The organism is Shewanella hafniensis, from assembly GCF_019655335.1.
GTDB classification, from domain to species: Bacteria; Pseudomonadota; Gammaproteobacteria; order Enterobacterales; family Shewanellaceae; genus Shewanella; species Shewanella hafniensis.
The window spans coordinates 14,424-29,715 of sequence record NZ_BPFD01000059.1 but is presented as its reverse complement, the minus strand read 5'-3'; the positions used below and the strand labels follow the sequence as shown (position 1 = coordinate 29,715).

Here is a 15,292-nt window from a genome sequence, read left to right as displayed (position 1 = left end):
CTTCATAGGCATGTACCATAGTGTTAAGTTTAAATAATTCATTCGTTTGGACATCCCAGAACCCTAAAGATGAATCGAATACGCGACCTTGTATCCTAAAACCATCATTTCCACATAAAACCATCTCATTACCAGTTCTAATAAATTTAAAATTTGAAAATAAGACTTGTTTTTTATTATTTACATCTGAAAACATTAAATTATATGTTGCTTCAGTTTTTGCACAAGTTAAGTCCTGCTCTACATATTGTGCAGTACCAGCAAGTAAACTGTGACCTAAAGTACCTTTTACATCAACATCCTCAAAAATCACAGTACTATCAATAAGTATTCCATCGGTGGAAAATCGGTTTGCTCTAACAGTAGCTTTACCGTTAGTAGTCATGCCATCTTCAACGCAATTAGTGAAAGCAATATTTTTTTCTTTATCTGAGCTCCCATTCGAAATTTTAATCGTTCCACCACCGGAACAAGTCGAACCTAGTTCGCCATTTTGATCATTATAGTCCGGTAGTAATTCAGGAATGAGTGTAAAGATGTACTTGTACACTTGGCCTAATGTTTCTGTATTCAATGGAGCTGCAGACTCAATGCCTGCATATTGGTCTTTAATATTGATAAATTTAGACAATGGATCTTTGGTGACAGGAGGTGGGGTAGGTGTTTCTGCTGAAGAATCTCCACCACCGCCACCACATGCTGAAAGACATAAACACAAAAGAGGTACAAATGCATATTTCATATAATAACATCCATATATCTGATTTTATTAAGTTATTTAAAATATTCGGATAGGTATAACTTTTATTTGTTTATAACTGACACCGAAGTTACAAAAGTTCACCATCCCCTCGAAGTTGCCGCAGGGCGAATAGGCAAATTGCGTGAGTCTCGCCATGGTCGTTCTCGTGCATCCATGCACTTCACGACATTCAGGCATCCTGCCTATCAGATGCCGAGCTAGCTTTCGCAGGTGCAGGGACGCATCCTTCGGAAGCGATAGCAAATTTGCCAATGAGCACAAGGGGCTTTCAACTCCGTTGGGAGGCGGCAAGGGAGATCCAAGAGGGAATTGCTGTTGCTCCCCTCTTGGTCGACTCTTGATTGAAAATCAGGGGTTGAAGACCCACGACCTTGATTCACCTCGGCCGCTAGGCCGCAAAATTACTAGTTAACTAATTTGTGAACCGACAAAGCTTCCCCATGGCTACCGCACTTCGCCAACACCTGTCAGCCAAGCCATCAATCAAAACAAGGTCGCACCAGTTCAAAACGTCCACTGTTGAACATTGAGCAAAATGCTAATAAGCACTATGGCAACAAGCATAAGTGCCAAAGCATATTCACCAATTTGCAGGAGGAGTTGGGTATCTAAGAAAGAGAAAAGACACATCGTCCTGATGCAAGTGACTCGAATCGCGGGTACGCGATTAAAGCTCATCCTTGTTAAAAACCTAAGATAGCGACATAGCGTACACTTGTCTATAACTTTAGCATTACAAATTAGATAGTTAAGTGATGACTAATTTGTGAATTAGCCTTATTGGTACTGGCCAACAACTCCTTAGTCGAAGGAATACACCTTCCCCTGCGAAGTTGCCGAAATACGTAGATAAAAATGCCGTGGCGACATCATGGAAGATGGCGCAGGCTCGGGGGCACATGGATGTGCCATCTGAGCCGTTAGGCGATTTTTATTGGAGTATGAGGCAGGTAACTAATGCATGTAACTTCGCTAGGGTGAGTGCTGCGTAGCAGCGCTTCGAACGAGAGCCAGGGATGGCGAACTGGCAGTTAGACATGGACGTTGTTCGGCAAGGGATTTCCAAAAGGGGAATAGGCGTTTTTTCCCTTTTGGTCAGGTGTGGGGTGAAGCCCCACGACTTTGATTCACCTCGGCCGCTAGGCCGTATTAACTCACTATTTACATGCGACCTAATTTTGGCGCGCAAATAAGCACCAAGTGAGCGAGTTGCCCAAGGAGCTCTAATCTAAGGGCACTGAGCAAAATTCAGCCATAACGTAACTGAGTTGAATCACAGTACGAACATCACTGTAGAAGCCTGATAACACAGGCGCTACACACGAATTTAGCTTGATTAAAACTGCGGCGATTAACCGCCTAAATTTGCATTTTCGGCCCTACATGCTAACGTGGCTAATGTAAATTTACATTCAGTGTTTATCAAAGCTATGTCGCAACAATCAATAAAAAGTCGATCGACAACACGCTTATATCGGGCGATACCATGCAGCGCGGCTGATATTACACGGAAGCACAACTGAGGTTGAGATATGGAACCATCTAATACGTCACGCCGGACCTTTATTAAGCAATGTGTGATTGGCGGGGTTGCCGTATATTCGGCCCCTTTGTTGTGGGAAATGAGCCGCGCGAATGCGGCAATTGTCTCACCTGAACTGGCAGCCCAATGGCAAACTCAGGTTAATGGTCAATCCAAACCTAAGTTTCGTAACGACGGCATAGCGAAAGTCACAGGCCAAAAGGTCTATGGCCGTGATTACCGCGCTATGGACATGGAGGGCTGGCCCAAGCAGCAAGGTTACGCTTTTATCCTTCGCGCCGCCGATGCCTCCCATGTTTATCAAGGCTTTTCCCTCGACCACCTGCCCGCTTCGGCTAAGCCCTATAAAGTGATCACAGCGGCCGATCTGGCCCGTGACAAAATCAAGCTGCCCGATTTTTACGGTGACAACATGTTGCTGGCCGAAGGGCAAACCGCCGACTACTTAGGCCATGCGGTGGCGATATTGTTGTTCGACAGTTTCCCCGCCTTTAAGCAAGCTAAGTCTTTACTGCAATTTGATCAGACCTTACTGCGCTTTGGTGAGCAAACGCCGTTTGTGTCGGACACCAAAGACCCGTACGCCAGCTGGCGCCTTATTCGAGTTGAAGGTGAAAATGGCGCACGAGAAGATTTATATAGCCCGCTCCACGATGGGCTGTTTTTCCCCAGCGTAAAAGATCGCAAGCCAGAATGGTTAGGTAATCCGAATGCCAAAGGGACAGTGTCTGAGCGCGGGCTTTATTATGCCGGTGAGATAGATAAGCAGATTGCTAGCGCCCAAGCCAATCAACAATGGCAAGTGTTAGAGCGGGAATATCGCACCCAGATCATCGATCCTATGATGATGGAACCCGAAGCCTTTAACGGCTGGTATGACGCAACTAGCCAAACCTTTCATACTGTGATTACCTCGCAGTCGCCGCAGGACTTTCAAGAGATGGCAGTGCACATGCTGTTATCTGGCCCACTGGCAGGCAAGGTAAAACATCTGGTGGTGCACTCGCCTTATATCGGCGGTGGATTTGGCGCGAAAGACCATTCGATATTTCCCTATTACGGCGTGATTGCGGCCGTTTATGCCAAAGGGCCAATCCGACTCGCCAATGACAGATTCGAGCAATTCCAATCTGGCCTTAAGCGTCATCCGTTCATCATGAAAAGCCGCTTAGCGGTGGATAAATCGACCTTAAAAATCCAAGCCTTAACTTCGCAGATGACAGTCGACGGCGGCGGACGAGTCAACTTCACTCCGTCTGTAACCTCGGTTGGCGCGACGGCGATGCAAAGCATTTACTACACACCGCGCAACGATATTATCGCCACCGCCTATGCGTCGCGTAACCCAGATGCGGGTTCGATGCGCGGTTATGGCACGCTGCAATCGATGACGGCGATGGAATGTATGATCCACGAGATAGCCGACGAGCTGAAGGTTGATCCCTTTAAACTGCGCGCCGCCAACGTGATGGAATCCGGCCAGCGTAATACGCAAGGCGCGATCCCTAACGGCACTTTGCGTTACCGCGAAATGCTCGACATGGCCGAGCAAGATCCCGTGTGGCAAAACCGCGCGGTGAATAAAAAGGACTATGAGGCCAAACATCCGGGGATGCGTTACGGCGTCGGTTTTGGTATCGCCACCAAAGATTATGGTACGGGCGCAGCGGCGCCAAGTGCGGCGGTTCGCCTAGCGAAAGACGGTAAAATCACCCTGGAAATCGGCTTTATCGAAATGGGCACAGGCACGCAAACCTCCCAAGCCGTTGTGGTCAGCGATGCCCTCGGCAACTTTGCCGATGAGGTAAAACTCGCCGAAGTGGATATTTGGGATGCGATGCAATTAGTGCAAACCGATAATCCTTATATTATTTCGCAGCAACGCCAAGATGAAATGGCGGCCAATCCACGCTGGACACCGGTTAAAGCCATGGCATCGTCGGCATCTATGTCGGCCTATTATCAAAGCCATGTCACCCGCATCGCCGCCGACGTGATCTATCGTCACGGCCTGTGGCCTGCGGCGGTATCGATTTGGAACGAGTTGTATTTTAACACGCCAATGGGCTCAACTAATTTGCATAACGCCCGCGATGGTCGCTGGGTCGATGGCAAGTTAACCGCCTTGGGCTTTCCGCCATTGTCGCTTGATATTCTCGCGAAACGTGCCCACGACATGGGCTTAGTGGTCGGCGTGATGGGCCATGCCTTTAATCGCTGGGCTTGGGCCGAGGCCGATTTCGACATTCTTGGTACCAAAGAGCGTTTAGCTCTCGATGCGCTGGCGCTGCAATACGGCGAAGGTAACGCGACGTTTGCGGCAACTTCCGATACGACTATGAGTATCAAAGCGCGTCAAGCCAGCATGAAATCTAATGGCTATCACTTGATCGATCGTCAAGCCATGAGTTATCCCAGAGCCGAACTGAACAATGCCATGGTGACTTACTACGCCCCCTGCGCCACTTTGGTTGAAGTGGCCGTTAACGAAGGCAATGGCGAAGTCACGCTACTGAGTTCTCACACTTGGTTAGAAGCGGGCAAAGTGATTGTTAAAGAATTAGTCGAAGGGCAAATTCAAGGTGGCCTTGCGATGGGAATTGGCCATGCACTGCATGAAGGCTTACCGCCATTTGAAGCCGGCGCTGGCAATGGTACGTGGAACCTCAATCGCTATCAGGTGCCGTTAGCGCGGCATGTGGGCGTGTGGGATCAACGTCATACCATATTGCCGCAGTTATCTGATAACGATCCCAGCCGTGGTATCGCCGAAGTGGTGATGATCCCTGTGGTCGCGGCGCTGATTGAAGCCGTGTATCAAGCGACCCATGTCCGCTTTTACGATTTACCTATGACAGCGAAAAAAATTAAGGAGGCCATGGCATGAGCCAGTCTATTAAACTGACCATTAATAACCAAGCCGTAGGCCCGATTGAAGTCGCCGATGGCGTGATGATGATTGAGTTTCTACATGAGTACTTAAACCTCACAGGCACTAAGTTTGGTTGCGGTGCGGGCGTATGCCACGCCTGCACTGTGATCGTCGACGACGAGCAAGGCATGAGCGAAGTGGTGCGCACCTGCATCAATGGCGTCGAGCGTTTTAATGGTAAACGCGTCCGCACAGTCGAAGGTCATGCTAGACAAAACTCCCTTGGCGAAATCACCGCCCTGAGCCCAGTGCAAGAGGCTTTTTTGGAGCACTTTTCGTTTCAATGTGGCTGGTGTACCTCGGGCTTTGTCAACGAATCGACCGCGCTGCTTGAGCGATTAGAGCGACAACCTATCGCTAAAGATCAAGTTGAAAAAGTCGTAGAAGATGCCTTGAGTGAACACGTATGTCGCTGTACTGGCTACGTAAAATACTATGCGGCGGTCAAAGATCTGATCCTCAAGACTAAGGGGCTAACCCTGTGATGACATCAGCCAATCTGCGCCATTTCTCGCGCTATTTCCCGCACATTAGCAGGATAAAAAATCTGTTGAGTCACAATCTACTCCTGAGTTTAGGACTAGGTTTGCTCGCCTGTTCCAGCAGCGTTGCCGATGAAGGTGGCAATACAACAAATAGTGACATTGCACGCGGCGCGTATCTGATGAAGATAGGCGACTGTGTGGCCTGCCATACTGCGGTGGGTGGGCGCGAACTCGCGGGCGGTTTGCCGTTCGAAACGCCCTTTGGCGCTGTGTACTCGACCAATATCACTTCTGATAAAGAAACTGGGATTGGCAAATACAGCTACGAGGACTTTTTTGATGCCATGCACCACGGTGTTGGCGTCAACGGCAACCTCTATCCAGCTATGCCCTACACGTCATACAGCCTGCTGACGGACGACGACACTCAGGCGATTTATGCCTATTTGATGAGTACTAAACCCATCAAACAAGCCAATCGCGACAATGATGTGTACTTTCCGTTTAACCTGCGTTTTGGCCTAAAAGCTTGGAACTTAGTCGCCCACGATGCCAAGGAATTTACCCCGAATAAGGAAAAAAGCGCACATTGGAACCGCGGCAATTACTTAGTCAATGCCCTAGGGCATTGCGGTGAATGCCACACCCCAAGAGACACTATGTTTGCCATGGAGCAGGACAAGCACTTTGAGGGCGCGATTATCGAAGGCTTAGAGGCATCGGACATTCGCCCCGCTGAGCTTAACAGGCAAAACTGGACCCATGAGGATCTTAAGTCGCTGTTTACCGAAGGCTATTCCCGTAAAGGCACAGTCTTTGGCGGCATGTATCCCGTGGTGTATCACAGTTTTAGCCACTTGACCGACGATGATATGCGCGCGGTGAGCAGTTATCTGCTCGATACCGACGATGATCTTAAACCGGATCCGCTCACCTTTAACGGCCATAAACCTGAACTGCCAGGCTATACGCTTTACAAAGGTTACTGCGCCGGTTGCCATGGTCAAAATGGTGAAGGTCGCCCTAATGTCGCCCCAGCTATGGCAGGTAACGCCACCTTAGATAAAGCGAGTCCGCACAATATCGTCGCCGTGATGCTAAAAGGCATTCAAAGCCAGCATTACAACGCCACCACCAGCTTTTATGCTATGCCGGGATATGCTGATGAGTTAAGCGACGAGCAGATTAAAGACTTAGCCAATTACCTAAGACTCACCTGGAGCACACAACCCGGTAATCTCGATGTGAAAACCATCCAAAGCTTAAAAGAAGTGATCCTCGAACACGACTAACCCACATAGATATGTGGGAGATTTAAGCTAAAAGCCGACGCTAGCGTCGGCTTTTGCTTAAATGCACACAGGTATCAGAGTGAACTTTTACGTCTCATTTGGATTTATCACTTACTCATTAATCAGCTCAATAATAAAGCCAGCTTTACTCGCCACGCAGCCGAGTATCGAAGAAGACTAAGCTGCGCGTCCATGCGAGCTCGGCGGTGGCTTTATCGTATCGGCCAGTAGAATCGTTATGGAAACCGTGATTCACATTCGGGTAAAGATAAGCGACATAATCGGCTTTGTTGGCTTTTAGCTGAGTTTCGTACTCGGCCCAAGTGTCGTTTACCCGCTGATCGAGCCCAGCAAATTGCAACATCAGTGGGCCTTTAACGCGGCTACGCAGTTCCACTGCGGCTGGCGTGCCATAGAAAGGTACGCCAGCATTGAGTTCATCGGGAATGGTCGCGGCCAGCATATTGACGATATAGCCGCCAAAACAAAAACCCACTGCGCCGAGTTTGCCATTACTTTGGGGATGGGATTTTAAAAACTGCGCAGCGGCAATAAAGTCTTGCTCGATTTTGGCTCTGTCTAAACTGCTTTGCATGGCGCGGCCCGCATCATCATTACCCGGATAACCACCGAGGGAATACAGCGCATCGGGGGCGAAGGCGATATAACCCTGCGCGGCTAAGCGGCGAGCCACATCTTCGATATAGGGATTAAGGCCACGGTTCTCATGTACCACTAACACCACTGCGGCTTTTTTAGTGGGATCTAAGGTTTTCGGCTCTCCTGCGGCACTGCCCGCGAGCAATAACTCATCGGGCATGACTAAGTAGCCGCGCCCTTCACCGTAACCATTGGGCGAAGGAAACTTCACATAACTGGCTTGAATACTGGGGTCATTAAACGACACTTGTTCGGCTAAAGCGTAATTGGGCATCAGTGCGCCCGTGAGCGTGGTCAGGGTAAACCCTAGCGCCACCAGTCCTGCAAGCCGCCCCATAAACTCACGGCGATCGATAATGCCGTGGGCATATTCGTCATACCAGTCAAAGGCTTCCTGCGGTATCGGTTGTACTTTCTGGGCATGTATCTGACTTGTTTCTGCTAAGGCTTGCTTGTCTTGTTGTGTCATCGTTATTCCTCCATTGAACAAGCTAACCACAGGTAACACGTCTTCCCTAGCTTGTGGGTGTTAAGATTTAACTCAAGAGTAAAGGAAGAATCGCACTTAGGGCAACTGACTTTAACGTTTGGCGTTTGGTAAGCTTGGTTTGAAATAACACACGATTGGCACAAACGGCTGTCGGTTAGGGCTAGGCTAGCTTAAAATAGCGATTTAGATTCTAGAGGGCCTAGCGTGATACAACATAGAGCTAGCCAGATGGTGATATTCCACACTCTGGTGACCAGTGGAAGTTTTACCCAAGCGGCGGCCAAGTTAAAAACCTCGACTTCCTATGTCAGCAAGCAGCTTGGCGCGTTGGAAGCTGAGCTGAACTTGTTGTTAGTGCAGCGCACCACGCGCACCTTAGTGTTAACTGACGCGGGCCAACAGTTTGCCCATTACTGTGAGCAAGTGTTTGAAGCGACGCAAAATGCCGATGCGATGATGCTGGATGCCCGCGACGACATTAGCGGGACGATTCGCCTAGGTTCCTCCCAATCCTTCGGCACCTTACACATCATCCCCGCACTGGAAGTGTTGCAGCAAAAGTATCCCGAATTACGATTTGAACTAAGCCTGTTCGACCATAAGGCCGACATGCTAGAGGAAGGTCTCGATCTGTGGATCACTAACCATGAACAGCTGAACGAAGGTTATATCGCCCAACACCTTGCCGAGACGAACTTTGTGGTGGTCGCCTCTCCCGATTATTTGCTCAAGCACGGCGTGCCACATCATCCGCGGGAGTTAGCTCAGCACAATTGTGTTATCTATCAAAGCAAAAGCCGTAATTATGATCGCTGGAGTTTTGCTAAGGATGACCTAGAACAAACCGTGCATGTGGCGGGAAATTACCGTGTCGATTTAGCCGAAGCCGTGCGCAATGCGGTGATTGCAGGGCGCGGCATAGGCTATGTGGCCACGTATTTACTCAGTGATGAGTTTCAAAGCGGAAAACTGATCCAACTCTTACCCGATTGGAAACCACTGCAACAGATGCCCGTTTATGTGGTTTACCCAAGGCGGCGCCATTTACCGACTAAGTACAAGGTGATAATCGAGTGTTTAAAGTCCCATATCGGCCACCCGCCCTACTGGGATAAAAAGCTCAAACCTTGGTTAGGTAAGACAGTCACTTAAACTGCAGCCACTTAAGCTACTGTCATTTAAGCAACAGTCACTTAAGCTGCATTTCAAAAAAGTACTGACTACGACACCAGCCTAAAGTCGTCTGTGGCATGATTTCGATTATTGCCACAGGCACAAATATTATTTCCTCTGGGCAATAGTAGCTAAAATAGCTTTTATTCTCCTGCATAAACAGCAACTTAAACTATTGCTATTTTCGACACTTTTATCGTAACAGCCCAGTAACGCCCTCGACTTGCCCTTACTGCGACTCGGCCTACAATGCGCGGCTTCTTCCTTAACTCAAAAGAATAACCCCTTATGACCGCGATATTAGGCATGATTAGTATCTTGTTTTTTGCTTGGTTACTGTCAGTGAACCGCAAGAATATTCCCTACCGCACTGTGATTTTAGCCCTAGGCTTACAAATTATATTTGCCCTGTTAGTGCTCTACGTTCCTGCGGGTAAGGCCGTATTGCAATCCGTTACGGCGGGCGTGTCGAGCGTGATAGCCTATGGCAACGAAGGAATTGGTTTCCTGTTTGGCGATCTCGCCACGGGTAAAGTCGGCTTCGTATTTGCAATCAATGTGTTAGGTATCATCATCTTTTTCTCGGCACTGATTTCGGCCTTATACCATATTGGGTTAATGCCTAAGGTGATCAACATTATTGGTGGTGGTCTGCAGCGTTTACTGGGCACAGGCCGCGCCGAGTCTTTATCTGCCACGGCGAACATCTTTGTCGGCATGATTGAAGCGCCGCTGGTGATTAAACCCTATTTAAAGCACATGAGCGATTCGCAATTCTTCGCGGTCATGAGCTGTGGTTTAGCCTCAGTCGCGGGCGGCACCTTAGTGGGATATGCCGCTTTAGGTGTCGATCTTAACTATCTGATTGCCGCCGCCTTTATGTCGGCACCCGCGGGTCTGTTGATGGCAAAAATCCTCATGCCGCCTAGCGACAATGACAAAAACAGTGCCGATGAAATCACCTCAGTCGAACTGCCACGCGCCACCAATGTGGTTGAAGCCTTAGCCGATGGCGCTATGTCTGGCATGCGGATTTCTGTCGGGATTGGTGCCACTCTGCTAGCTTTTGTCAGCGTTATCGCCCTGTTGAACGGCATGTTAGGCGCTGTGGGTGAATGGTTCGGTTACCAGTTAAGCTTCGAATTCTTGCTCGGTTATCTGTTCGCCCCTATGGCGTGGCTGCTGGGTATTCCTTGGCATGAAGCCATTACTGCGGGCTCACTGATTGGCCAAAAAATCGTGGTGAATGAGTTCGTGGCCTTTATCCAGTTAATGAAAGTCGAAGACCAACTGAGCGCCCATTCTCAGGCCGTAGTCACTTTTGCTCTGTGTGGTTTTGCGAACATTTCAACCATGGCAATTTTGATCGGTGGACTGGGTAGCATGGTGCCAGAGCGCCGTGAGTTTATCGCCCGTAATGGTTTTCGCGCCATTGCCGCTGGCGTATTCGCTAACCTCATGAGTGCGGCCATTGCCAGCGTGATCCTCTCGCTGTAGCTTGTTTTCGATAACAGCTTTCTGTCCTCGAGTATCAATCACTGATCTCGAGCATCGAAATAGAAACAGCGGCTCCCAGCGTAAACCCAAATCAAGCACGCCTTAGTTTGGGTTTTGCTTTATCCCCCGCTTAATTATCCGCTTAAGCTCGTCTTTACTGCCGCAAGGCTGACCTAAACCTCGTCGCAAACAAAATTAGCACGGACAGTCTCTTTACCTTGCTTACTCGCCTTTTAAGCTCACATTTTGATGACGTCGTTTTATTGCCTCAGATAGTTTTTGTGTATAATGTCGCCAAACCAAGATTAATACATTTACATTTCAATAACATGCGTAGCCAAGGGAGCACAAATGGCCACAGGGAAATACAAGGCAGTTCACGCCGCAATCGCACTGACAGTGGCAAGTATCACACTCTTATTAACCGCCTGCGATGACTCAACGACGTCCTCAGAATCGGTTACGACGAATATACCCACAGATCGCGAATATCAGATTATTTCTACCATAAGCCTCAACGATGGTTTCGAAACTCGCAAAGTGTTGCAGGCACGATTACTGCTGGATTACCAATTACAAGATGTAGAGGGTAAGGCGGCTAACTTAACCACGCCACTAACCCATAATGCCCGCTTTTTTATCCAACCTAACCTGCTGCAAATTAGCGATTATGGCATGCCGATCCCGGTGAGTAATATCGACCCTAAAGGCAAGTCCAATGAAATCTTTCAGTTGGTTAAAGATGGCTTTAATGTGGAATTTAACAATGGTGAAGTCCGCGAACTGACCCCCATAGCCAAGATGGATCAAAAAGATATCAAGGAGTTATTTGAGCGCTGGCAAAATCTTAATCACTTGTTTAAACAAGCCCCAACCTTGCCTGTAGCGCTTGAACCTAGCGTTGGTTATAGCATCAATGCGCCCATGGATGGGCGCTTAACTTGGACGGTTGAGCAGGTCAGTGAAGATAAGTTGATCGCCGTATTACAAGGGGAGAAAGACAAGTATAAGGCCTATGGCAAGTTCGAAGTTAACCGCAAAACCGGTTGGTTAGAGAGCATGGCGTTTTTTCAACGGGAAGAGCGCCAAGGGCGTACCTTTACCCACCGAACCGTAATGGCGCCTAAGGAGAGGCCGTATATCATGAGCACGCTTTGGCATGCCGATGATAGCTTTGATGCTGAGCGCGATAGGGATGATCGGCAAAAAGAACTGTACCGCATTAGCGATATACCGCAGGAATATCGCCCCAATAATGAGGCATTTATAAAATCCTTATTACCTGATCAACAAGGTATTTTAGATAATCTTGGCCCTTGGGGCACCGATACCCCTGAAGATCTGCAATTGCGCTTTGTCCACAATATGAGTCCGCAATATGTGGAAGCCGATGTGCGTTATGAAGACTTAACCGCCTATGACGCTAACGGCAAACCGATTGACATTCACTTCTGGCAGCACGGTAAAGGTTGGGCGAGGAATTATAATCCCTCGATTGAATCTGCAACCGATATAATTGCGACTGGGTGGGATAACACAGCGAATAAACTCAAACAGATAGACCATATTACTGCCAAGCTAACACTTATCCCACAGACGAATAAGATAGTCGAAAAGTCGTGGGATGAACTGCTGGCAACACCTTACAGGGTTGGCGATGCCAGCCTAACAATCCAAGTGCTCGATGCCGAGGCGAAACTCTTTAAAGTCGTGTCAAAGCAGAGTGAGGATCAGAGTATTAATCTGCCTTTCCAACAATTTAAAGGCATGATGGCTGAGGCCCGTCGCGAAGGTAATTATCCTTCTTGGCTAACAGCGACAGAAAAGGAACTGCTAGAGCAATTGATTGGAACCGATGAGAGCCATCACCTCACCAGCAACGCACTGTTACTCAAGCTGGATGAAATTCCTAAAACCCTAATGTTAATTGAGCAACAACCCCAGCCGGAGTTGACTCAAACCAAAACGATCCGCTTTGTACAATTTAGCGACTACAACAAAAATCTGGCTAATCCTCCCACCGAGTTTGGTAACGCTGGCCTAGGTAGCTTTATCAATCCGGCGCTAGATGCTGCAAAAAATGAGTTCAGTACGCTCCAAGGGATAAAACCTGTAACTGACAATGGTCATAATCTGTATATTCCCATGTCAGCTGCCTTAGCAACCGCCTGCAAACCTGAAATAGATCAAGGTTTTAATGAGGGTAAAAATCCCGTCACTTGGCAGTTTGATCCCAACGCCCCAAACGGGGCTGCTTATAGTTTGATGACCCCAGACCGCGTGCGGCAGTTTTTCTACGATAAACAGATCAAGGGCAAGATCCATTGCCAAGGTGATATTCACTGGCAGCCTTTAGAACTGGCTGTAACCGACCGCCCTTGGTTAATCGATTTAGCGTCTTGGCTGACGCAAACTGGATATGGCAATGAGCCGAGTAGCGATCTTAAAAATTACTTTAAGGTCGAAGATGCCCAAGGCAATCTGTTAACCATTCGACTCCCCGAAAATACTGAGCAGCGGATAAACGAGGTGCTGGTCGATGGCCGTTATTTGAGTATTGCAGGCCCCGCCGCCAAGGTGAGTTATATGACTATCTCTAAAGACCCCGTCGATATCCCCTATGAATTCACCTTTAAACCTTTGCCATAAAAAGGAGCGGTTATGCGTCTATTTACAGTAAATCGGCTCCTTGGAGCACTCGTACTTATCAGTACCCATGCCAATGCAGAAAACGTGCTGCTCGATGCCCATTGGAAAGTTGTCAAAGATGAAAAACAGGCTTTGTACTATTTAAAGCTATCGACTGAAATGATCGATGGCAATTATAAGGCTGAGGTCTATTACAAAAACAAAGATATGCTTTTCTGCGCCAGCGCCCTCGCCGATAACAAGATCGGTAACAAACTCACCAGCGAACAATTTCGCGGTGCGTATCAATGTTACTTTGAGGATGGCAAACCGTACGAGCAAGGCTTTCGTAACGAGCAAGGCCAACTTCATGGCTTGCTTAAAAAATACATTGCCACCGGTCAACTGTATGTTGAAACGCACTATGAAAATGGCGTGAAACAAGGCCTAGAAACGAATTACTGGGAAGGCGGCAATATCCGTTACAAAGCGAGCTATCAAAATGGCAAAGAAGTAGGCATAAGCGAACTCTATGATGACGAAGGCAAACTTAGAGGCAAAGTCTGTAAAAGTGGCACCTGTGTCACCCAATACTATGACAATGGCAACTTACACCTCGAAATCCCCATGGTGGATGGGCTCAAACATGGCAACGAAACGAGTTGGGGCTTTGGTAAACTGCTTTCGACCCAAGCTTATGTTAAAGATAAAAAACAGGGGGATTATTTTGAATACTTCCCGGATGGCAAGGTCGAGCGCCACTACCAATATCAAGCTGATTATAAGGTCGGTGAGCAGCTGACTTATTATGAAAATGGTCAGATCAAATTAAAGGAAGTCACCAACGATAAGGGTGATGTCCTCCAAGCTATCGAATACGATGAACAAGGGCAAATTAAAAAAACCACAGACAGCAAATACCAAGGTAATAGCTGGGTTTATCGTAAACAGCAGCGCTATCGCGATGACCAATTGATTGAGACTCAAGAAGAAGACAAACTCAAAAACTGGTCACTCTCCGAAACCTTCAAAAAAGGCTTGTTAATCGAGCGCCAGGAGCGACTCAATAAGCAATTGAATGGTTTACAGATAAAATCTTTCGACTACAACGATGTCATCACCCTCTCCCGCGAATATTATGAGGCGGGTAAGCGTGAAGGCGCCTATGAAACGGTAAAAATTGAGCCTGCCACAGGGAAAACTCAGCTAGTAGAGCAAGGTCAATATGCCAAAGATAAACAAGCAGGTACTTGGAAGAAATTTCAAGACGACGCCACCCTCACCTATAGCCACGATGATAATGGTAAGCTCCACGGTGAATACCTCAACAAGACCAACTCTGGCCAGTTGCTTGAATCTATTCACTTTAAACATGGCAAGCCCGATGGATTAGTCCAGCGTTACGCCAGTAACGGCCAAGTGTATGAAAAAGGCGAATACCGTAATGGTGAACAGGATGGCGATTGGATATTTACCGATGGTGAGTACGGTTTCCGCCCAATACCCAACCCTGAAAGACGCTATTGGTATGGTCGCTTCGACCAAGGTAAACGAGTCGGCCATTGGGAATTGCGCTCATCTGAAGACTATGTGCTCCAAATCGCCAATTATGACGAACTGGGCAGGCTTGATGGTAAGCAATACGAGTTTGAGGAACATGGCTGGATACGGGTGATTAATAGCTACCATAATGGCCAGTTTTTAAATCAGGAAATGCCACCCCCGGTGGTCACTTCTGATGATGTTTTCCCTCGGTTTTAGCTTAAGCCTAGACGCTGTGCACTGCATTGAGTGCACAGCGCAATAGATAATTAAAATTAGGATTCTTA

The 15,292-nt window shown here is 48.0% G+C and carries 8 protein-coding genes and 1 pseudogene; 7 read left to right on the top strand and 2 right to left on the bottom strand.

Features of this window, described 5'->3' with window-relative positions:
- Positions 1-742: pseudogene (locus K5Q99_RS15870) on the bottom strand (choice-of-anchor Q domain-containing protein); the annotation flags it as partial.
- Between the two features lie 1,553 nt (positions 743-2,295).
- On the opposite strand from K5Q99_RS15870, the gene K5Q99_RS15865 reads away from it, so the two are divergent.
- Genes K5Q99_RS15865 through K5Q99_RS15855 form a run of 3 tightly spaced genes read left to right on the top strand, consistent with a single transcriptional unit; the run spans position 2,296 to position 7,015 of the window.
- Positions 2,296-5,193, top strand: a complete 2,898-nt coding sequence (locus K5Q99_RS15865) for a xanthine dehydrogenase family protein molybdopterin-binding subunit (RefSeq protein WP_220777402.1) — start codon at positions 2,296-2,298, stop codon at positions 5,191-5,193.
- On the top strand, positions 5,190-5,723 hold the full coding sequence (locus K5Q99_RS15860; protein WP_006082848.1) for a (2Fe-2S)-binding protein: 534 nt from the start codon (positions 5,190-5,192) through the stop codon (positions 5,721-5,723). The genes K5Q99_RS15865 and K5Q99_RS15860 overlap by 4 nt, the downstream gene beginning before the upstream one ends.
- Positions 5,723-7,015, top strand: a complete 1,293-nt coding sequence (locus K5Q99_RS15855; RefSeq protein ID WP_220777401.1) for a cytochrome c — start codon at positions 5,723-5,725, stop codon at positions 7,013-7,015. The genes K5Q99_RS15860 and K5Q99_RS15855 overlap by 1 nt, the downstream gene beginning before the upstream one ends.
- 145 nt (positions 7,016-7,160) lie before the next feature.
- Here the strand turns inward: K5Q99_RS15855 and K5Q99_RS15850 are convergent, their stop codons facing one another.
- Entirely contained in the window at positions 7,161-8,144 is a 984-nt protein-coding gene (locus K5Q99_RS15850) for a dienelactone hydrolase family protein (RefSeq protein ID WP_220777400.1), read from the bottom strand.
- Between the two features lie 225 nt (positions 8,145-8,369).
- Here K5Q99_RS15850 and K5Q99_RS15845 point away from each other — a divergent pair, with 225 nt between their 5' ends.
- From K5Q99_RS15845 to K5Q99_RS15830, 4 genes are all read left to right on the top strand, one after another.
- The gene (locus tag K5Q99_RS15845; RefSeq protein WP_106649629.1) at positions 8,370-9,317 is read left to right on the top strand and encodes a LysR family transcriptional regulator; all 948 of its coding nucleotides are present in this window, start codon (positions 8,370-8,372) and stop codon (positions 9,315-9,317) included.
- A 309-nt stretch (positions 9,318-9,626) separates the two neighbouring features.
- On the top strand, positions 9,627-10,835 hold the full coding sequence (locus tag K5Q99_RS15840; protein WP_105251603.1) for a NupC/NupG family nucleoside CNT transporter: 1,209 nt from the start codon (positions 9,627-9,629) through the stop codon (positions 10,833-10,835).
- 351 nt (positions 10,836-11,186) lie between these two features.
- Positions 11,187-13,484 carry a hypothetical protein gene (locus tag K5Q99_RS15835; RefSeq protein ID WP_220777399.1) on the top strand — a complete coding sequence of 766 codons (2,298 nt, stop codon included), beginning with the start codon at positions 11,187-11,189 and terminating at the stop codon, positions 13,482-13,484.
- A gap of 12 nt (positions 13,485-13,496) precedes the next feature.
- Entirely contained in the window at positions 13,497-15,224 is a 1,728-nt protein-coding gene (locus K5Q99_RS15830) for a toxin-antitoxin system YwqK family antitoxin (protein WP_220777398.1), read from the top strand.
- Positions 15,225-15,292: the final 68 nt, after the last annotated feature.